The following is an 18,546-nucleotide window of genomic DNA, read 5'->3' as shown; positions in this document are numbered from 1 at the left end:
TCACATGCGCGTGTCTTGCTGCGCACCGCCGCTGAGATCGACCATCGCGGGCTGGATCTCGGCAAAGCGCAGCGCCCGGCCGCCCTGCTGCTGCACGAAGGCCTGCGCATCGGCATCGCTGGCGAAGCTGATCGCGGTGGGGCCCATCGAACCCCTGCGCCGGCTGCCCAGCACATAGACCGCCTGGCGGGCGTCGATCCAGTGGCCGCGGGGCTGTTCCCAGTCGGCCTTGGCCATGTCCTGCACGAAGGCGCTGACCACGGTGCGCACCTGCTCGGGCGCGAGCAGGGTGGACAGCAGTTCGGTGGTGTCGCAGAACCACTGCACCTCGGCCACGTTGGCAAAACGGATCTGGCCCTTGGGGCCGGGGTAGTCGGAAAGCAGCATGCCGTCGAGCGAGCAGCTGGAATGCGGCTGGATCTCGGCCGGTGCCTGGGCTTGCGCGGACGAGGCGGTGTCCTGCCCGCAGCCGGCGAGGCTGAGGGCCGCGAGACCGGCCAGGCCGGCGCAGCCGCACAGCAGGCGGCGGCGGTTCACGAAGGGGAGGTCGGGGGTCATGCGCGGAATCTCCAGGAAGCAATCAGCAGGGGCCCGGCGATCCAGGCCAGCATGGCGGCCGTCAGCCCGCCCACCTGGCCCATGGCCGGTGGCAGGATGCTGGCCAGGCCGTACAGGCGCTGGGCATCGTCGAGCGAAAACACGTTGAGGATGCGGAAGATGTCGGCCGGGTTGAGCAGCAGCAGGTAGGCAAAGGCCTCGCCACCGACCTGGCCGCCGGTGGCCACCAGCAGGCCCAGCAGCAGCAGGTCGAACACCAGCACCAGGCCGAACCAGAGTGCGATCGCCAGGCCCGAGGCGCGGGTGCGGTCGCGCGCCAGTACCGACAGCAGCACCGCCAGGCTCAGGAAGGCCAGGCCCAGCAGCACCGAGCTGAGCACGAAACCGCCGTAGTGGTAGAGCGCGCTGGCGCCGAAGCGCTGGTACAGCACGCCCGCCACCAGCGCGAAGCCGGCCACGGTGGACAGCGTCAGCGCCGCGGCCAGGCCCAGGTACTTGCCCAGCAGCAGTTCCAGCCGGGTGATGGGCAGGGCCAGCAGCAGGTCCAGCGAGCCGCGCTCGCGCTCGCCCACGATGGCGTCGAAGCCCAGCAGCAGCGCGATCAGCGGGATCAGGTAGATCACCAGGCTGACCAGGCTGGCGATGGTCAGCTCGATGGAGCGTGGGCCGATCTGGCCCTGCGCGGCCGAGCCGAAGTAGGTGATGAGCAGCGAGAACGCGGTGAACACCACGGCGACGGCGAGCACCCAGCGGTTGCGCAGGCGGTCGCGGAATTCCTTGGCGGCCAGCGCCTGCATCTGGTGCCAGGTGAGGGCGGGGGTCATGCGGCCTCCTTCAGACCGAAGTACACGTCTTCCAGCGAGGGCTCCTGCACCTGCAGGTCGGCCAGCCCGGCCTGGCCCAGCCAGTGCAGCACGGCCATCTTGTGGGCGCGGTCGCAGCGCAGCACGCGCTGGTCGGCGGCCACGGGTTGCCAGTCGAGCGTGGCGCCCGCCAGCGCGTCGGGCCGCTGCTGGTCGAGCGCGTGCAACTGCCCGGGCGAGCCGGTCAGCACGAAGTTCAGGGGCATGCGCGAGCGCTCGCGCAGCGACTGCACCGAGCCCTGCGCGCAGACGCGGCCGTTGCTGAGCATGGCCAGCGCGTCCACGCGCTGCTGCAGCTCGGCCAGGATGTGCGAGCTGATGACCAGCGTCACGCCCTGCTCGCGCAGCACGTCCAGCTGCTCGTAGAAAGCACGGATGGCGGAAGGGTCCAGGCCGGTGGTGGGCTCGTCCAGCAGCAGCAGGCGCGGTTCGCCCAGCAGGGCCTGCGCGAAACCCAGGCGCTGGCGCATGCCCTTGGAGTATTCGCGCACGGCCCGCTGCCCGGCCTGGCCCAGCCCCACGCGGTCCAGCAGCTCGCCGCACTGGCGCTCGGGCGCGCCCTTGAGGCGGGCGAAGAAACGCAGCGTCTCCAGGCCGCTGAGGTTGTCGTAGAGCACCAGGTTCTCGGGCAGGTAGCCCAGCGTGCGCCGCACCGCGCGGAAGTCTGGCCCGTTGACCAGGCTGCCGCTGATGCGGATCTGGCCACGGCTGGGCCGGATCAGGCCCAGCACCAGCTTGAACAGGGTGCTCTTGCCGGCGCCGTTGTGGCCGATCAGGCCGAACAGCTGGCCGCTGGGCACGGTGAGGTCCACGCCGTCGAGCGCGTTCAGCGGCGCCTTGGCGCTGCCGTAGGTCTTGGTCACGCCTTCCAGGCGCAAGGCATCAGCGCTGTGTGTGTTCACGCCAGGTGCTCCATTGAGGGTGGGCCGGCGCCATGGCCGGGTGGGGGTCGACCACGCTGGGCACGCGCAGGACGGGGAATTGCTGGCCGAGGATGCGCAGGGCCTCCACGGCGGGGCTGCCCATGAGCAGCTGGACGATGGGGTGGCGCCACTGCAGGCGGTCGACCAGGTCGTTGGCCTCGTAGCCCACGTCGCCGACGCCGTCGCCGTTGCGGTCCCAGCCGCGGTAGTTGCTCCAGTGGTTGCCCTGGCCCGGCTCGGGCCGGCCCCAGGGCTCGTCGCGCGCGCCCACGTAGCGCACCTGCTCGCGGTTGGCGATGAAGTCGTTGCCCACCACCTGGTTGCGCGTGGAGCCGGCCGAGAGGTGCACGCCGACGCGGTTGTTCACCACCAGGTTGCCGCGCAGGGTCACGTACTCCACGTCGTAGATGAAGAAGCCGCGGTCGTTGTCGGCCACCACGTTGCCCTCGATCACCGAGTCCTGCATGGTGCGCAGCATGATGCCGTGGTCGGTGTTGCCCCAGGTGCGGTTGCGCTGCACCACCTGGTCGCGCACCTCCATCAGCGCCAGGCCGCCGCGGTTGTTGTAGCTGTCGTTGTCTTCCCACAGGTTGTGGTACGAGTTCATGTAGTGCGTGCCGTAGCGGCTGTGGTGCAGCCGGTTGCCGCGGAACTCGGCGTGGTGCGAGACGTCGACGTAGAGCGCGTCGCGCACGAAGCCGATGTTGTTGCCGACGATGCGCGCGCCTTTGGTGTTGTAGAGCTGGATGCCGTTGCCGCGCTGCGCGGAGTTGAAATCGCGCAGGCCGGTGATGAGGTTGTGTTCGATGCGCACGTCGTCGGCCTTCTCGATCCACAGGCCGAACAGGTTGTAGGTCAGGTCGCAGCGGCGCACCACCGCGCGGTGCGCGCCGGGCTGGAGGTAGATGCCCGCGTTCTGGTCCTTGAGGCTGGTGCCCGAGTCGCGCACGATCAGGCCTTCGATGAGCACATCGGGCGCGGTGACGCGGATGGTGTCGCCCTTGCCGCCGCCGCTGAGCGTGGGACGGCCGACGCCGCGCAGCGTCAGCGGCTTGTCGATGCGCAGGTTCACCGCGTAGAAGCCGCGCTGCACCTCGACCACGTCGCCGGCCGCCGCCTGCGCCACCACGGCTTGCAGGTCCGCGCCGGGCGCCACGGGCCAGACCGCGGCCCAGGACGGGCCGGCCAGCGCGAGGCCGGCCACTGCCAGCCACGCACGCAACCGCGCACGCAGTTGCACAGGCCAGTGGGTCACGCCAGCGCTCCCAGCGACTTGAGCAGCAGGAACAGCGTGGCGCCGATCAGCAGGTTCTTGAATCCGACGTAGCTGAGCATGTCCATCCAGTTGGCCTCGCGGTAGCGCGCACGCCACCAGGGGCCGTCCTTGACCACGCGCTTGCCCTGCATGCGGATCAGCACCTCGTACACGCTCCAGCCGAACCACCAGCCGATGATGGCGCTGGCCGAGAGCCGGCCATCGGCCGCCAGCACCCAGGCCGCGGTGGCCGCCAGCGCCAGCGACAGACCGGCGTAGGCCAGGGCGCGCTGGTTCTGCCAGCCGTCGCGGCTCCAGGGCCAGAGGTGGTGCACCAGCTCCTGCCAGAGACCGCGCACACCAGGGGCTCGGCCGCCCGGCCAGGGCTGGGCCGGTGGCGTGGGCATGCGGGGGTCCGGACCTTGTGCGGCCTTGGCGCTGACCTGCGATACCGCGGGGATCACCGTGAGCGGGATGTAGTAGCCGTCCCGGCCAATGGGCGTGATCAACAGGCCGTCGCGCTCGCGCCGCTTGCGTTCCTTGGCCAGCGGCGGGCAGCCCTTCTCGTCGGTGTAGAGCACCATGCAGTCCAGGCAGTGCAGGCACTCGCGGTGGTCGATGCGGCCGTCGGCGTCGATGGCCTGGGCACCGCAGCCCACGGCGCAGGCCTTGCAGCTGTTGCAGTCCTGCTTGCGCCGCAGGCCGAACCAGCGGAAGGTGCTGGGCATGGCCAGCGAGGCGCCCAGCGGGCAGATGTACTTGCAGTACGGCCGCTCGATGAAGATCGACAGGCCCAGGATGGCCGCCACGAACAGGCCATAGGGCCAGCTGCGGTTGGTGATGCCGACCAGGAAGGTGGTCTTGAATGGCTCCACCTCGGCCAGCACTTCGGCCAGGCCCATGGAGAACATCGACACCACCAGCAGGCCGAAGAAGATCGCGTACTTCAGCCACTTCAGCCGGTCGTGCAGGCGCTGCGGCACCCGCCGCTGCCAGCGTTTGAGGCCGATCTTGCCGGCCACCTTGTAGATCGCCTCCGACAGCGAGCCGAACGGGCACATCCAGCCGCAGAACAGGCCGCGCCCGAACAGGAACACGGTGACGATGATGAAGATCCAGAACACGAAGATGAACGGGTCGGACAGGAACAGCGACCAGGTCCACTGGAACAGCAGCGAATGGAACCAGGTCAGCACCTGCGTGATCGAGGGCTGGGCCATGACGCCGAAGCCGACGAAGGTGATCGACAGGGCCCAGGCGCTGTACTTGAAGGCGTTGACCGGCCACTTGTTCTTGTGCGTGGAGCGGCGGGTGAGCTGGTCGCGCAGCGCGTAGACCACGGTGACGGCGACCAGCAGCGCCACGAACAGGGCGATCTCGACGGCGCGGGATTTCCAGATGCGCACCCAGGGCGCCTCAGGTTCCTGCACCACCGGCCGGCCGCCCTGCAGCAGTTCGTCGGGCAGCCAGTACCGCGCTTCGAAGTTGGCGAAGCTGCGGTGGCCGGTCGCGCGGTCCACCCGGTTACCCAGGAAGGCCAGGCGCCAGGGGTGGGCAGCCGAGAACGCGCCCTTGCGGATGATGAAGATGCCGGACTCGGTGGGCGACGGCGCACCGTCGGCCTCCAGTCCGTAGAGGTTGAGGTAGTCCAGGTCGCGAAAGGTGAAGGCGTCGGCGCCCTGCTTGACCTGGATGCGGTCGTACAGCCCGCCGCGCACGAATCCCGAGCCCTTGAACGACTCCTGGCCGGCGCTGCGGATGACGAAGAAGGCGTTGTCGCCCGGTTTGAGCTGGTCGTGCAGATTCTCGAACCCGCGCTCGCCGATCAGGCTGCGGCCGGTGTCGGGGTGGTTGAGGTCACCGAACCACAGTTCGATGAAGGGCTCGGGGCTGCGGTCCAGCCCGACCTGTTCGGGCATCACGCGCAGGCGCTGCACCGCGCCCATCTGTTCCAGTTCGCTCCAGTTGTAGCGGCGCTTGTGTTCCACAAAGCGGGCCGGCTCGCGCACGGTCGGCGCGATGATGCCGACCTGCCGCGCCACGGCCGAGCCGGAGAGCTGCATCACCTGGTTCTGTGCGATCACGGTCACCGTGGCACCGGAGATGGCGTCCACGCCCAGCACGTTCTCGTCCGGGCGCGAGGGACCGACCTCGATCGTGTCCTTGACCGACTTGCCCAGGTACTGGTTGTTGAAATCGACAAGCGCCTTTTCGGGAATGCCCAGCAGCAGGATGGGCTCGGAATGTTTGAGCACCTTGACGCCGACATAACGGCCCTGCAGGTCCATGCCGATCAGGGTCACCACCGGTTTGCCCGAATACGCGGGTGTGTCGGTGATGTCGGTGGACAGCATCACATAGCCCAGCAGCCGGCGCTTGCCCGGTTGCTGCGGGTCGGCCTCGCCATAGGCCTCGACATAGGGCGGCTGGCCCATGCGGGACGAGAAGGCCTGGGCGCCGGGAAACACCTCGGTGCAGGGCACGCGCTCGCACAGCGCGGGGTGGCTGGCCAGGTCGTCGGGGAGTTTGGCTTCGTAGGACTGGGCGTGGGCCACACGGTCCACGGGCATCAGGGTCAGCAGACCCAGCCAGAAGGCGGCCAACGCAGAGGCCAGCAGGCGAACAGTCGACATCTTCAATCTCTCTGTTGTCGCCGGCGGCGGGGCATCACGGTGATGCACCGCCGCCGGCGGACAGCTTCCCCTGGCGGGGAAGGGGCCTCATCGGCCCGTCGTTACGCTTCCACGATCATGCGCGAGCGCATCTCCAGGTGCAATGCGTGGCAGAAGTGCGTGCAGTAGCACCAGAACACGCCCGGCTGGTCGGCGATGAACGTGACCGACGCCGTTTCCTGCGGGTTGACGATGAAGTTCACGTTGTAGTTGGGGATCGCGAAGCCGTGGGTCAGATCCTCGATCTTGTCCAGGTTGGTCAGGATCAGCGTGACCTCGTCGCCCTTCTTGACCTTGAACTCGCGCAGGCTGAAGGCCGGCGCCTGCGAGGTCATCTTCACCGTCACCTTCTTCCCGTTGCGGAACACGCCCGACTCCTTCGGGTCCTTGACGGCGTTCGGGAAGTCGTCGAGCGAATAGACCTGCTTGGGCTTGACCAGGTCGCGCTTGAAGATGATGAAGTCGTGCGGCTCGCCGCGCACCGGGTGGTCGCCCATGAGCACCATCTTCTCGCCCGAGATGTCGATCAGCTGTTCGTTCTCGGCGTGCAGCGGGCCCACCGGCAGGAAGCGGTCCTTGGAGAACTTGCAGCCCACGGCGAGGTACTTGCCGTCGGCGGCCTTGGTCTCGGACTGCGAGGCGTTGATGTGGCCCGGCTGGTAGTGCACGTCGATGCGGTCGACCACGTACTTGGCGGCCTTGTCGCCGGCATGGAACTTGATGGCGGCGTCCACGTTCCACTTGACCACCTGGCTGTCCAGGAACAGCGTGGTGTAGGCGTTGCCGCGGCCGTCGAAGGCGGTGTGCAGCGGGCCCAGGCCGAGTTCAACCTCGGCCACGATGGCGTCGTCCAGCTTTTCAAGCTTGCCGTCGAACCACTCCAGCACCTTGCTGAGCTCGATCACCGTGGCGGTAGGCGAGAGCTTGCCCGCGCAGATGAAGTACTTGCCGTCGGGGCTGGCGTTCACGCCGTGGGGGTTCTTGGGAACCGAGACATACGCCGTCAGCGCCGTCTTGGGATCCTTGTTGGCTTCGTGTGTGCCGTCCACCACGGGCACTTTCGATGTGCCGATGGTCTTGAACTTGCCGGCCTTGACGGCCTCTTCGATGCGGGCGATGTTGAAAAACAGGCAGGCGTCGCGTTCGGCGGACATCATGTCCTCGTACTTGGCGCCCATTTCGATGTTGTACTGGTTGGTGGCCGCCAGCTTGCCGTCATACGACGTGGCGGTGAGGTCGCAGTTGCCATCGATCAGCACCTGCCAGCGCACCTCCATCGATTCGGCGTCCACGCAGGTGAACATCGAGCGGTACTTGCTGCTGTCCTCGGTGCCCGTGTTGGGCAGGGGGATCGAGAACTCGGCGCCGCAGAACACGCGTGTGGTGTAGTTGATGGCCGGATCGACCGGGTCGGCCTTGTCCGGGAAGATGCCATGGAAGCCCTGCACGTTGGGCAGCTGGGTGATCTTGTCGCAGACGAAGTAGTCCAGGCGGATGCGGGCCAGGCGGCTGTTGATCTTGTCGTTGATCCAGGCGTAGCGGCCGTCGTAGTTGCCGTCCTTGTAGGAGGCGTGGGTGTGGTGCGTGTCGGCGACGGTGTAGCGCAGCGAACCATCGGCCTTGGTGCCCATGATCGCCTTGGATTCGTTGGTGATGCCCCAACCGACCAGTGCGTCGGGTACGAAGCAGGGGATGCGCAGCAGTTCGCGGCCGGAGGGCATGCCCAGCACGCGCATGTCGCCCGTGTGGCCACCGCTCCAGAGACCGTAGTAGGTGTCGAGTTCACCGGGCTTGAGGTGGCCGGCGGCGGCTCCCGAGGCAGCGTGCGCCGCATCGGCGGGGGCTGCAGGGGCGGCGGGTGTGGCGGCTGTTCCGGCGGACTTGTCGGTGCAGGCCACGGCGCCGATGGACAGACCCGCCAGCGCGGCGGTGTTCAGGAACTTGCGACGCCCCCAGGCGGCGCGGTCTTGATCGTTGGAAATGCTGTCGTCTTTCATGTGAAAACCTCTAGGGTTGGGCTTGGGAAACGGGGTGGCCCGCGCGCGGGTGGCGGCGTGGCCTCGGGAACGGGGTGGCGTGTGGCCGTGGCGACGGCACGCTGGTGATGGCCAAAGTCCAGCAGCCAGGCGTCACTGATGGGAGGCGGGGAGGGCAGCGCCGTCGGCAGACACAGCGCGCAGTCCAGGGCGTGACCGGTGGTCGCCGGTGCGCCTTCGTTGTCGAGGTCCACCCACTGCAGGCCGGTGCTGCTGCAGACCGTGGTGCTCTGCGGCGGCTGGATCAGTGGTGAGGCGAACACCAGCGACCAGCTCACCAGCAGGCACCACAGCACGGGGCATTGGCAGCGGCTGCGGAGTCGGCTCAGGAAAAGCATGGGCGGACTATAGGTCCGATATGCTTCATAAAAAATGAATCTTTAAGGGCAATTGACATTCGTCAATTGCGCTCCCCGGTGGTGTGGTGCGCAGACGTCAGTGGCGCCGTGTCAGTTGGTCGGACCGAACCAGGTACCGGCCATCTTCATGCCCAGCAGCGTGAGCGCCAGCGAGCCCAGCAGGTGCAGCGCCGCGGTGCCGAAGGCCAGCAGGTAGCGCGCGTGCTGCAGCATGGACACCACCTCGGCCGAGAAGGTGGAGAAGGTGGTCAGCGCGCCGAGGAAGCCGGTGACCAGGGCCAGCCGCCAGGCCGGGTCCAGCTGCGTCTGGCTCTGGAAGAACACCACCGCCACGCCGATCAGCCAGGCCCCGATCCAGTTGGCAGCCAGCGTGCCCCAGGGCAGCACGGCGTGGCCCTGGTTGAGCCACAGGCTCAGCTGCCAGCGCGAGAGCGCGCCGACGCTCGCTCCGAGGCTGATGGCAACGATTTGCAGCATGGATCAGGCGCCGCTGAGCGTGTCAGAACGGCGCGTCGCCGTCGCCCACGGCGGTGACGGCTTCCTGCTTGGGTTTGGCCGGCGCCGACGCGGGCTCTGCACCCGGCAGCGCCGCGCCGGGCTCGATCTCGCCGCCCAAGGCTCCGATCAGCGCCGGGATCAACTGGCTCAGCTCGCCGGTGGCCAGGGCCACGTCGGTGTCGAAACCGCTCTCGTCGTCGTTGGGCCGGTCGTCGAACACGCCTTCCAGAAAGGCCAGCTTCTTCAGCTGCATGGATTCGGTCAGCGTGAAGCCGATGCGGCCTTCCCAGCTGAGTGCCAGCCGCGTGGGCAGCTTGCCTTCGGTGAGGTGCTTGCGCACCTCGTCGGTCAGCAGGTGGTGGCGCGTGAACTTCACGGCAGATTTCTCTTCGTCAGCCGACTTGAGCTCGCACTCGCGCTCGACGTTGAAGCCTTCGGGCCAGTCGTTCTCGGGTTCGGTGGTCGCCAGCCACTGCGTCATCGCGGTCTGCGGCGTCATGGCGGTCTGCAGCAGGGTGAGGGCCAGGCCGTCGAAGGCGCGCACCAGCGCGGTCACGACCTCGTCGTTCTTGCCCTGGCTGCCGGCGTCGGTGACCAGCAGGCCGTTCTTCATGTCGAACCAGACCCAGACGCTGCCGCGGCGCGGAAAGGCCTGGGGCAGCAGTGCCTGCAGCGCGTCTTCGCGCAGTTCCTTGGTTTCCTTCTTGCCGGGCTTGCGGCCGGTGGTGGCCTCGATGTGGTCGGCCGCTTCCTGCGCCTTTTCCTTCACCACGGCGCCGGGCACGGCCTTGGTCTCGATGACCAGCTTGAGGATGCGCTGGCCGTTGACCGATTCGACCAGCGGGCCATGCTCCTCACCACGCGGTTCGGCCCAGCCGACCGACTTGTCCTGCGAGGCGCTGCAGGGCACGAAACGCGCCGCGTCCAGCGCGGCCTCCATCGACTCCAGCGTCGCGTCCCAGCCGGGCGCGATGCGGTAGATCGTCACATTCTTGAACACGTATTTCCTTGGGTTGCAGGCCGTCAGCGGCCGACCTCCCCTGCCGGCGGCAGGAGAGGCCTGGGATCTGGGCGTTCGATGATACCGAGCCGGTTGGTATGTCCAGGCGTTTGCCTATACTGCCGACGGAACAGATCGGGCAGGGCGGCCAACAGATGTGCACCAGCGACCCTGCCAGCAAAACATCAAGGAGGTGTGTGTGCATGAGTTGCCTTTCAACCGCGGCGCCCGTCTGGCCTGCGCCATCGTCATGTGGGGGACGCTGATGGCCTGCCAACCCACCGCCCCAGCCGCGCCGGCGCCGGGCGCATCCGCTGCGGCCGACCAGCCCACCGGCGTGCAGAAGAACGACCGGTCGGAGCAGGCCCACCTCTTCAAGCTCAATCCCTCGCCTCGCCGGGTGTTCGAGGTCACGTTCGAGATCCACGATGCGCCGGGGCCGCTGATGGCGGTGCGGGGCAGCGCCGGTTACAGCGCGCCGCAGGCGCCCAACTGCACCTTTGTCACCAATGCCTGGGCAGGCACCTGGGGCACGCCGTTCAAAGGTCTGAGCCTGCCCGTCACACCCGCTGGTCCGAATCGCTTCGTGATGACGGTGGCGCTGGATGCCATGCTGGACGAGGACTACTACGGCAAGGGGGTGTGCCGCTGGGAGATGGGTGGCGCGGGGGCGGGCTTTGCTGCCAGTGCGTCGGAGGAGGACACGCGCTATGGCCTCAGCCTGGATGCGAAGGAGTTCGTGGACGGTGCCACGTACCGGCAGTACTACTGGAAAGGGGACTATCCAAAGCTGGAGACGCGCGATTCGGCTGTTTCCGTGGGCAACCCCGGGCGGCGCGATCCTGACGGCTACAAGGAGCCCTTCCGCTCCAACCTGTTCTCCATCACCGCACAAGTGAAGGCCAAACCATGAGTGTCTCCAGTCAGCAATATGCAGACTTGGCGTGGCATGTGTACAAGCCAGCGCAGTCTGCGAATTACGACCGTGGCGATGATTCGGCCCCAAAGGTCGTCTCGGACGGTGTCACGTTCCATGTCCGTGCCCATGTGGACAACCCCAGGACCGGGTACCAGGGCACGATTTACCAGCGCCGCGACACGGGCGAGTTGGTGGTTGTCCACAGAGGCACTGAGTTTGATCGGGAGGCGTTCAAGGACGGCGCTTTGGCAGACGGTGGCATGGTTCTCAATCGTTCCAACCTCCAAGCGGAGGATGCAATAGCCCTGACGCGCGAAGCTCTCCGTTTGAAAGTGGCGGATGAGGCGCGGAACTTGACTTCTGGCCCTGTCACCACCACCGGCCACTCGCTGGGCGGCACGCTGGCCCAGGTCAGCGCCCACCACTTCGGTCTCAAAGGCGAAACCTTCAACGCCTATGGCGCAGTCAGCCTGAGCTGGCGCATTCCCGAGGGCGGGCACTTGGTCATCAACCACATGATGGCGGGCGACGCGGTGAGCGCGGCCAGCCCGCACTTTGGAGAGACACGGATCTATGCCCGGCCCGAGGAGGTGAAGACGCTGCTGTCCAAGGGCTACGACAACCAGACCCACTGGAGCGACTCGCTACGTCCCTATTCTCCGGCAATGTGGGCCGCCGGAATGACCCCGCCCAGCACCCTCGGTGCGGCGGTGGCGCTGGGGGGCAGCCACAGCATGCACCACTTCGTGGAGGTGGACGCCGGCGGCCAGCCCGACCGCTCCATCCTTGCCAATCCGCAGGCGCGCAGCCTGGCGCAGCAGCAGGCGGTGCAGATCGGCGAGTACCGCCGGGACGTGCGCCAGATGCGTGGCGTGCTGACGGCGGTGTCTCGCGGCCTCGATGGCAACGCCCGCGATGCCATCGACACGATCCGCGGACCGCTCGAACCGGGTGAACCTGCCCAGCGCGAGCCGCGCAAAGGCGCCGCCCTGGACCCGGCGGCCTTGCCCGAACCGACCCGGCGGTTGCTCGACGACAGCAGGGGCCATGTGCAGCGGCTGGCCGACCAGCACGGACTGCCCTGGGACCAGGGCATGGAGAACACGGTGCACGCGGTGGCGCTGGGCGCGCGGGAGGCCGGTCTGTCGCGCATCACCCACTTGCGTGCGGATGGGGGCCAGATCCGCGTCGCGGAGTTCGATGGCCTCGGCTTGAAGGAGGGGGCCGTCGATGCGCGGCAGGCGGCCAACAGGCCCGTGGATGAATCGTTGCAGCGGCTGGCCGCGGGCGTGGAGCCGGTCGCCGAGGTGGCGGCTGTTCAGCCCCAGGAAAGACAGGCCCCGGTCAGGGCCTGAGCACCGCAACGCCCACCCTGGTTCTCGAAGGACCGCCTCAGACCAGTGCCGGCAAGCCCGCCAGGCGGTGGCCGGCCGCTTCCAGCGCGGTGCGGATCGCCCGCGCAGCGGCCAAGGCGCCGGGGCCGTCGCCGTGCACACAGATGCTGTGGATGGGCGTGGGCAGGCGCTCGCCTTCGGCGGTGAGGATGCCGCTGGCCTCCAGCATGCGCTGCACATGCCGCACGCAGTCGGCGGCGTCGTGCAGCACCGAGCCCGGTTGTGAGCGTGGCGTCAGCTGCCCGTCGGCCTGGTAGGTGCGGTCTGCGAACACCTCGCGCGCGACGCGCAGGCCGGCGGCTTCGCCCGCGCGCTCCAGTGCCGAGAGGGCGGGCGCCAGAAGAATCAGCTGCGGGTCCAGCGCCTTGACGGCGCGCGCCACGGTGGCGGCCATGGCCTCGTCGGCGCAGGCCATGTTGTTCAGTGCGCCGTGCGGCTTGACGTGGGTCACGCGACCGCCTTCCGCGGAGGCCATGGCCTGCAGCGCGCCGACTTGGTAGAGGATGGCCGCTTCCAGTTCCCTGGGCGAGAGCTGCATCACCCGCCGGCCGAAGCCCTGCAGGTCGGGGAAGGCCGGGTGTGCGCCCAGGCTCACGCCGTTGGCGATGGCCAGGCGCACGGTCTCGCGCATCACCACCGGGTCGCCGGCGTGGAAGCCGCAGGCGATGTTGGCGCTGTTGATGACGGTCAGCAGTTCGGCGTCGCTGCCCATGGTCCAGGCACCGAAGCTTTCGCCGAGGTCGGCGTTGAGGTTGATGGGGCTCATGGTGTGTCCTCTCCGGGGTGGGTGGCGAGCATGCCGGAAATCAGGTTGCGGCCGTAGAGCGCGGCCTCGTCGATGTGGCCCGGCGGCAGGAAGGCCTCGCGGCCCGCCAGCCATTGCTGCCAGCGCGTGCGCTGGGCGGTCAGGGCCTCGTGCGCCTGTTCCGCCGTCACGGGCGCGAAGCGCACACGCGTGCCCGGCCGCAGGTGCGCCAGCCGCGGCAGGTCGGCGGTGATGACGGTCGCGATCTTGGGGTAGCCGCCCACGGTCTGGCCATCGGCCAGCAGCACGATGGGCTGGCCGTTGGCCGGCACCTGGATCACGCCCGGCGTCACGCCGTCGGACACGATGTCGGCGGCGTCTGCGCTGGTGTGCGCGAGTGCCTCGCCTTCCAGACGCAGGCCCATGCGGTCCTGTGCGGGTGTGGCCTGCCAGTCCTGCGCGAAGAAGCTCGCCAACGCGTCGGGGGTGAAATGGTCGTCCTGCGGGCCAGGCATTACGCGGATCGGGCCGGTCTCGGGCTCCCAGGGCGAGCGGCAGCGCCACTCGCGCGGGTCGCCGCTGCCGGTCTCGCCGCAGGGCAGCACGTCGCCCGGCTGGAAGGCGCGGCCCAGCACACCCGACAGGCCGGCGCGCCAGTAGCTGGCGCGGCTGCCGAAGGCCGGCGCCAGGGCGATGCCGCCTGCCACCGCCAGGTAGGCGCAGCCGCTGTCGGCGCTGCCCAGCTGCAGGGTCTCGCCCTCGTGCAGCGTGGCGGTCTGCCAGGCGGGCAGGGGCGTGCGGGCGCCGTCCTCTCGCATGCGCTGCGCGCCGATGCGGCCGGCCAGCGCGACGCGCACGGGTCCGCGCTTCACCCGCAGCGCCGTGCCGACGCCGCGCAGCTCCAGCACCGCCGCGTTCAGATCGTTGCCCAGCAGCGCGTTGGCGGCCCGGGCCAGCGGCGCGTCGAGCCAGCCCGAGAGCGGCAGGCCGTGGTGCCGGTGGCCCGGACGGCCCCGGTCCTGCACGGTGGTGCCGATGCCGGGCTGCAGGACTTCCAGCTGGCCGCTCATGTCGCAGACTCTTTCAGGAAGGTCTCGCGCGGCAGGCCGTTGGCGATCTCGCGCGCGAGCCGGTCGTGGGTGGCGCGGTCCACCGCGGTCCAGCGCACCTCGTCGCCTGCGGCGAGCATGGCGGGTTGTTCGGTCTGCGCCGGGTCGAACAGCACCACCGGCGTGCGCCCCAGCAGGTTCCAGCCCCCCGGGCTCTCCCAGGGATAGACCGAACACATGTCCAGCGCGATGGCCACCGACTTCGCGGGCACCTTCTGTCGCGGCGAGGGCAGGCGTGGCGTGACCAGCGTGGGTGGCAGTCCGCCCATGTAGGGGAAGCCGGGCTGGAAGCCGAGCATGTAGACCCGGAAAGCGGCGCCCAGCAGCTGGCTGATCACCTCGGACCGGCTCAGTTGCTTCAGCTCGCACACGCGCGGCAGGTCGGGTGCGAAGTCGTCGTCGAAGCACACGGGCAGCTGCCACTGGCGTCCTTGCACAGTGGTCTGCTGACCCTCCTGCGCCATGGACAGCAATTGCCGGCCCAAGGCAGTGGCGTCGCCCGCCCAAGGGTCGAAATGCACCGTGAGCGAGCGGAAGGTCGGCACCACATCGGTCACCGGGGCCAGCAGCGGATCGTTCTGGCGCGCGGCCGCGACCCGCCCGGCCAGGCCCATGACGCGCGCATTGGTTGCCGCGTCGATGGCGTGGCCGAACTCCACCGTCCAGGCGCTGTCGCCCAGGGGCAGCAGACGTGGGGTCATGACGCTCACAACGACGCCGCCGACCGGGCGGCCTGGTCGTACATGCCCGAGAGCACGCGCAGCAGGCGCGCCAGCTCGCCGATGTCCTTGTTCAGTGCATCGTCGGCGTGCAGCGCCTGGATCAGGCATTGCTCGCGGATCTCGCGGTAGCGCTGGACGAAGGCGCTGCCGGACTCGGTGGCCGCGTAGGTCACTTCCTTGCCCGACTTGCTCGATGCCACCACGCCCAGGCTCGCCAGCTTCTTGAGCGAGTAGTTCACCAGGTGCGTGTCCTCGATGTTCATGATGAAGCAGATGTCGGACAGGCGCTTGTCCCTGGCCCGGTGCGTCACGTGGTGCAGCACCAGCACGTCCAGCGGCATCAGGTCCTTCAGCCCGGCGGCGGCCATGCAGTGCACCACCCAGCGGTGGAAGGCGTTGCTGGCCACGATCAGGCCGAACTCGAACTCGCTCATCTCCGCGCTCTGGGGCGAGACCAGGTGCGCAGAGGACACGATGGGCGATCGTGGTGCGGCGGTGACTGGCGTGCTGCTTGCTTGGGCTGACTTGGCCATGGGTCGGTTTCCGTGGTGGGCGGGCGCCTGTATTTGACGACAATTTACCAACGATTTGTCAACAATAAGGGAAAACACTGGTCACAATCTGTTGCCATGACCCCTACAGTGCATGCACCCGTCTTCTGCGGTCGGTGCCGCGGTTTGTTCAACCTGCAACTGGAGCTTTCATGAAACGTCGCGCTTTCCAACTCTCCATGGCCTTCGCTGCCATCGGCCTCTCGACCTCGGCGTTCGCCCAGGCCAAGTGGGACCTGGCCACCGCCTACCCGGCGAGCAACTTCCACACGGTCAACATCAACCAGTTCGTGGCCGACGTGGACAAGGCCAGTGGCGGCAAGCTCAAGATCACGGTGCACCCCAACGCCGCGCTGTTCAAGGCGCCCGAGATCAAGCGCGCGGTGCAGGGTGGCCAGGCGCAGGCCGGCGAGATCCTGCTGGTGAACTACCAGAACGAGTGGCAACTGTTCGGCGCCGACGGCCTTCCGTTCGTGGCCGACAGCTACGACGAGGCCGCCAAGCTGTGGAAGGCGCAGCGCCCGTTGCTGGAGAAGAAACTGGCCGAGCAGGGCATGATGGTGCTGTTCGCCGTGCCGTGGCCGCCGCAGGGTGTCTACAGCAAGAAGCCGCTGAACAGCGCCGCCGACCTCAAGGGCATCAAGTGGCGCGCCTACAGCCCCGCCACCGCCCGCATCGCCGAACTGGTGGGCGCACAGCCGGTGACGGTGCAGGCCGCCGAAGTCAGCCAGGCCTTCGCCACCGGCGTGACCGAAAGCATGATGTCCAGCGGCTCCACCGGTGCCGACGCCAAGCTCTACGAGCATGTGAAGTACTGGTACGACACCCAGGCCTGGCTGCCCAAGAACGCTCTGCTGGTGAACAAGAAAGCCTTCGACACGCTGGACAAGCCCACGCAGGACGCGGTGCTCAAGGCGGCTGCCGACGCCGAGACGCGCGGCTGGGACGCCAGCAAGAAGGCCAACACCGAAAGCCTGGACAAGCTCAAGGCCGGCGGTATGCAGATCCTGCCCGCGCCAGCCGCGCTCAAGGCCGACATGAAGAAGGTCGGCGACACCATGCTCAAGGAGTGGCTGGACAAGGCGGGTCCTGAGGGCCAGGCCCTGGTCGACGCGTTCCGCAAGTGAGCGGCGGCAGCAGCATGCGGCGCGCGCTCGACGCTCTGTACGACGGCTGCGCCTGGCTCGCGGCGGTGTTCATGATCGGCGTGCTGGTCATGGTGCTGCTGTCGGTGCTGGGGCGCCAGTTCAATTTCCATGTGCCGGGCACCGACGCCTACGCGGGTTACAGCATGGCGGCGGCCGGCTTCCTGGCACTGGCGCACACGCTCAAGCGCAACGAGCACATCCGCGTCACGCTGGTGCTCGGCAAGCTCACAGGCGGTGCGCGCCGGGGCATGGAGCTGTGGTCGCTGAGCGCGGCGGTGCTGCTGTCCGGCCTGTTTGCCTGGTTCTCGCTGCGGCTGGTGATGCAGTCGCACGAGTTCAACGACATCTCCACCGGCAACGACGCCACGCCGCTGTGGATTCCGCAGCTGGGCATGGCGCTGGGCACGCTGGTGCTGCTCATCGCGTTTGTGGACGAATGGGTGCTGGAACTGCGCGGCCAGCGCCAGCACATCGGCGGACCGGAGACGCGCCATGAATGAGATGCTGGTCACCGGTTTTCTGATCGTCGCGCTGTTCCTGCTGCTGGGCAGTGGGGTCTGGATCGGCCTGACGCTGGCCGGCGTAGCCTGGATCGGCATGGAGCTGTTCTCCTCGCGCAGCGCGGGCGACGCCATGGCGGTCACCATCTGGGGCTCGGCCAGCAGCTGGACACTCACCGCCTTGCCGCTGTTTGTGTGGATGGGCGAGATCCTGTTCCGCACCAAGTTGTCCGAGAACATGTTCAAGGGGCTGGCGCCCTGGGTGAATGCGCTGCCGGGCCGGTTGCTGCACACCAACATCCTGGGCAGCACCATCTTCGCCGCGGTGTCCGGCTCCTCGGCCGCGACCTGCGCCACCATCGGCAAGATGACCATTCCCGAGCTCACCGAGCGCGGTTACCCGCCCGAGCGCGTGATCGGCTCGCTGGGTGGCGCCAGCACGCTGGGGCTGCTGATTCCGCCCTCGATCGTGATGATCGTCTACGGTGTCGCAGCCGAGGTGTCGATCGCCAAGCTGTTCGTCGCAGGCGTCATTCCGGGCTTGCTGCTGGCGGGCCTGTTCAGCGGCTACCTGATGGTCTGGGCGCTGATGAACCCGGACAAGATTCCCGAGGCCGACGCCGGCATGAGCTTCACCGAGAAGCTGCGCGCGTCCAGCGAGCTGATCCCGGTGATCCTGCTGATCGGCGGTGTGATCGGCTCGATCTATGTCGGCGTGGCCACTGCGACCGAGGCGGCGGCCATCGGCGTCGTCGGTGCGCTGCTGCTGTCGGCCTACCAGAGGTCGCTCTCGTGGCAGAGCTTCAGGGATGCGCTGCTGGGCGCCACGCGCCTGTACTGCATGATGGCCCTGATCCTTGCGGGCGCGGCCTTCCTGACGCTGTCGATGGGCTACATCGGCCTGCCGCGCCACCTGGCCGAATGGGTGGGCTCGCTGGGCCTGTCGCCCGGCCTGCTGCTGGTCGCGCTGGCGCTGTTCTACATCGTGCTTGGCTGCTTCCTCGATGGCATCTCGATGATCGTGCTGACCATGGGTGTGATCATTCCCACGGTGCAGGCCGCAGGCATCGACCTGATCTGGTTCGGCATCTTCATCGTGATCGTGGTCGAGATGGCGCAGATCACGCCGCCGGTGGGCTTCAACCTGTTCGTGCTGCAGGGCATGACGCGGCGCGAAATCAACTGGATTGCGCGGGTCTGCATGCCGTACTTCCTGCTGATGGTGCTGGCGGTCACCCTGCTGTACTGGTTCCCGCAGATCGTGATGTGGCTGCCGGGGAACATGTGAGCACGC

General features: G+C 68.1%; 18 protein-coding genes. 5 read left to right on the top strand and 13 right to left on the bottom strand.

Features of this window, described 5'->3' with window-relative positions; genetic code table 11:
• From BC358_RS07020 to BC358_RS06980, 9 genes are all read right to left on the bottom strand, one after another.
• Entirely contained in the window at window positions 1–558 is a 558-nt protein-coding gene (locus BC358_RS07020; protein WP_079365258.1) for a nitrous oxide reductase accessory protein NosL, read from the bottom strand.
• Complete coding sequence (locus BC358_RS07015) at window positions 555–1,382, bottom strand: ABC transporter permease (RefSeq protein ID WP_079365257.1); 828 nt, start codon at window positions 1,380–1,382, stop codon at window positions 555–557. The genes BC358_RS07020 and BC358_RS07015 overlap by 4 nt, the downstream gene beginning before the upstream one ends.
• Complete coding sequence (locus tag BC358_RS07010) at window positions 1,379–2,323, bottom strand: ABC transporter ATP-binding protein (RefSeq protein WP_079365256.1); 945 nt, start codon at window positions 2,321–2,323, stop codon at window positions 1,379–1,381. Before BC358_RS07010 ends, BC358_RS07015 begins: the two co-directional genes overlap by 4 nt.
• Entirely contained in the window at window positions 2,304–3,554 is a 1,251-nt protein-coding gene (locus BC358_RS07005; protein WP_256861456.1) for a nitrous oxide reductase family maturation protein NosD, read from the bottom strand. Before BC358_RS07005 ends, BC358_RS07010 begins: the two co-directional genes overlap by 20 nt.
• 41 nt (window positions 3,555–3,595) lie before the next feature.
• On the bottom strand, window positions 3,596–6,232 hold the full coding sequence (locus BC358_RS07000; RefSeq protein WP_079365255.1) for a NosR/NirI family protein: 2,637 nt from the start codon (window positions 6,230–6,232) through the stop codon (window positions 3,596–3,598).
• Window positions 6,233–6,333: 101 nt separating this feature from the next.
• The gene (gene nosZ, locus BC358_RS06995) at window positions 6,334–8,268 is read right to left on the bottom strand and encodes a TAT-dependent nitrous-oxide reductase (RefSeq protein WP_066155737.1); all 1,935 of its coding nucleotides are present in this window, start codon (window positions 8,266–8,268) and stop codon (window positions 6,334–6,336) included.
• Window positions 8,265–8,645: a hypothetical protein gene (locus BC358_RS06990; RefSeq protein WP_143434212.1), complete on the bottom strand. Its 381-nt coding sequence runs from the start codon at window positions 8,643–8,645 to the stop codon at window positions 8,265–8,267. The genes nosZ and BC358_RS06990 overlap by 4 nt, the downstream gene beginning before the upstream one ends.
• A gap of 111 nt (window positions 8,646–8,756) precedes the next feature.
• A complete protein-coding gene (gene crcB, locus BC358_RS06985; RefSeq protein ID WP_079365254.1) occupies window positions 8,757–9,143 on the bottom strand; it encodes a fluoride efflux transporter CrcB in 387 nt (128 codons plus the stop codon).
• A gap of 22 nt (window positions 9,144–9,165) precedes the next feature.
• Window positions 9,166–10,164: a recombination-associated protein RdgC gene (locus BC358_RS06980; RefSeq protein WP_079365253.1), complete on the bottom strand. Its 999-nt coding sequence runs from the start codon at window positions 10,162–10,164 to the stop codon at window positions 9,166–9,168.
• Window positions 10,165–10,363: 199 nt separating this feature from the next.
• Between BC358_RS06980 and BC358_RS06975 the strand changes: the two genes are divergently transcribed.
• Both BC358_RS06975 and BC358_RS06970 read left to right on the top strand, forming a co-directional pair.
• Window positions 10,364–11,077: a hypothetical protein gene (locus BC358_RS06975; protein WP_143434211.1), complete on the top strand. Its 714-nt coding sequence runs from the start codon at window positions 10,364–10,366 to the stop codon at window positions 11,075–11,077.
• A 359-nt stretch (window positions 11,078–11,436) separates the two neighbouring features.
• Window positions 11,437–12,438 (top strand): XVIPCD domain-containing protein, encoded by a 1,002-nt coding sequence (locus BC358_RS06970; RefSeq protein WP_079365251.1) that lies wholly within the window; start codon window positions 11,437–11,439, stop codon window positions 12,436–12,438.
• A 37-nt stretch (window positions 12,439–12,475) separates the two neighbouring features.
• On the opposite strand, the gene BC358_RS06965 is transcribed toward BC358_RS06970, so the two are convergent.
• The 4 genes from BC358_RS06965 to BC358_RS06950 are packed head-to-tail and all read right to left on the bottom strand — an operon-like array spanning window position 12,476 to window position 15,586.
• The gene (locus tag BC358_RS06965; RefSeq protein WP_079365250.1) at window positions 12,476–13,243 is read right to left on the bottom strand and encodes a LamB/YcsF family protein; all 768 of its coding nucleotides are present in this window, start codon (window positions 13,241–13,243) and stop codon (window positions 12,476–12,478) included.
• Window positions 13,240–14,292 carry a biotin-dependent carboxyltransferase family protein gene (locus tag BC358_RS06960; RefSeq protein ID WP_079365249.1) on the bottom strand — a complete coding sequence of 351 codons (1,053 nt, stop codon included), beginning with the start codon at window positions 14,290–14,292 and terminating at the stop codon, window positions 13,240–13,242. The genes BC358_RS06965 and BC358_RS06960 overlap by 4 nt, the downstream gene beginning before the upstream one ends.
• A complete protein-coding gene (gene pxpB / locus BC358_RS06955; RefSeq protein ID WP_079365248.1) occupies window positions 14,289–15,032 on the bottom strand; it encodes a 5-oxoprolinase subunit PxpB in 744 nt (247 codons plus the stop codon). The genes BC358_RS06960 and pxpB overlap by 4 nt, the downstream gene beginning before the upstream one ends.
• Window positions 15,033–15,037: 5 nt before the next feature.
• Window positions 15,038–15,586, bottom strand: a complete 549-nt coding sequence (locus tag BC358_RS06950) for a winged helix DNA-binding protein (protein ID WP_066155760.1) — start codon at window positions 15,584–15,586, stop codon at window positions 15,038–15,040.
• 170 nt (window positions 15,587–15,756) lie between these two features.
• On the opposite strand from BC358_RS06950, the gene BC358_RS06945 reads away from it, so the two are divergent.
• The 3 genes from BC358_RS06945 to BC358_RS06935 are packed head-to-tail and all read left to right on the top strand — an operon-like array spanning window position 15,757 to window position 18,540.
• On the top strand, window positions 15,757–16,731 hold the full coding sequence (locus BC358_RS06945) for a TRAP transporter substrate-binding protein (RefSeq protein WP_066155762.1): 975 nt from the start codon (window positions 15,757–15,759) through the stop codon (window positions 16,729–16,731).
• A gap of 14 nt (window positions 16,732–16,745) precedes the next feature.
• Window positions 16,746–17,252 carry a TRAP transporter small permease gene (locus BC358_RS06940; protein WP_066156067.1) on the top strand — a complete coding sequence of 169 codons (507 nt, stop codon included), beginning with the start codon at window positions 16,746–16,748 and terminating at the stop codon, window positions 17,250–17,252.
• The gene (locus tag BC358_RS06935) at window positions 17,245–18,540 is read left to right on the top strand and encodes a TRAP transporter large permease (protein ID WP_079365247.1); all 1,296 of its coding nucleotides are present in this window, start codon (window positions 17,245–17,247) and stop codon (window positions 18,538–18,540) included. Before BC358_RS06940 ends, BC358_RS06935 begins: the two co-directional genes overlap by 8 nt.
• Window positions 18,541–18,546: the final 6 nt, after the last annotated feature.

Origin of the sequence: Hydrogenophaga sp. H7 (assembly GCF_002025745.1) — a bacterium.
Classification (GTDB): Bacteria; Pseudomonadota; Gammaproteobacteria; order Burkholderiales; family Burkholderiaceae_C; genus Hydrogenophaga; species Hydrogenophaga pseudoflava.
Note: the sequence above shows the minus strand (reverse complement) of the source record. Positions and strands in the feature narration are given on the sequence as shown.

Coding starts and splice junctions, on each gene's coding strand:
- BC358_RS07020 (WP_079365258.1), bottom strand. CDS start 558: ATGACCCCCGACCTCCCCTTCGTGAACCGCCGCCGCCTGCTGTGCGGC.
- BC358_RS07015 (WP_079365257.1), bottom strand. CDS start 1,382: ATGACCCCCGCCCTCACCTGGCACCAGATGCAGGCGCTGGCCGCCAAG.
- BC358_RS07000 (WP_079365255.1), bottom strand. CDS start 6,232: ATGTCGACTGTTCGCCTGCTGGCCTCTGCGTTGGCCGCCTTCTGGCTG.
- nosZ (WP_066155737.1), bottom strand. CDS start 8,268: ATGAAAGACGACAGCATTTCCAACGATCAAGACCGCGCCGCCTGGGGG.
- BC358_RS06990 (WP_143434212.1), bottom strand. CDS start 8,645: ATGCTTTTCCTGAGCCGACTCCGCAGCCGCTGCCAATGCCCCGTGCTG.
- crcB (WP_079365254.1), bottom strand. CDS start 9,143: ATGCTGCAAATCGTTGCCATCAGCCTCGGAGCGAGCGTCGGCGCGCTC.
- BC358_RS06965 (WP_079365250.1), bottom strand. CDS start 13,243: ATGAGCCCCATCAACCTCAACGCCGACCTCGGCGAAAGCTTCGGTGCC.
- BC358_RS06960 (WP_079365249.1), bottom strand. CDS start 14,292: ATGAGCGGCCAGCTGGAAGTCCTGCAGCCCGGCATCGGCACCACCGTG.
- pxpB (WP_079365248.1), bottom strand. CDS start 15,032: ATGACCCCACGTCTGCTGCCCCTGGGCGACAGCGCCTGGACGGTGGAG.
- BC358_RS06950 (WP_066155760.1), bottom strand. CDS start 15,586: ATGGCCAAGTCAGCCCAAGCAAGCAGCACGCCAGTCACCGCCGCACCA.
- BC358_RS06945 (WP_066155762.1), top strand. CDS start 15,757: ATGAAACGTCGCGCTTTCCAACTCTCCATGGCCTTCGCTGCCATCGGC.
- BC358_RS06940 (WP_066156067.1), top strand. CDS start 16,746: ATGCGGCGCGCGCTCGACGCTCTGTACGACGGCTGCGCCTGGCTCGCG.
- BC358_RS06935 (WP_079365247.1), top strand. CDS start 17,245: ATGAATGAGATGCTGGTCACCGGTTTTCTGATCGTCGCGCTGTTCCTG.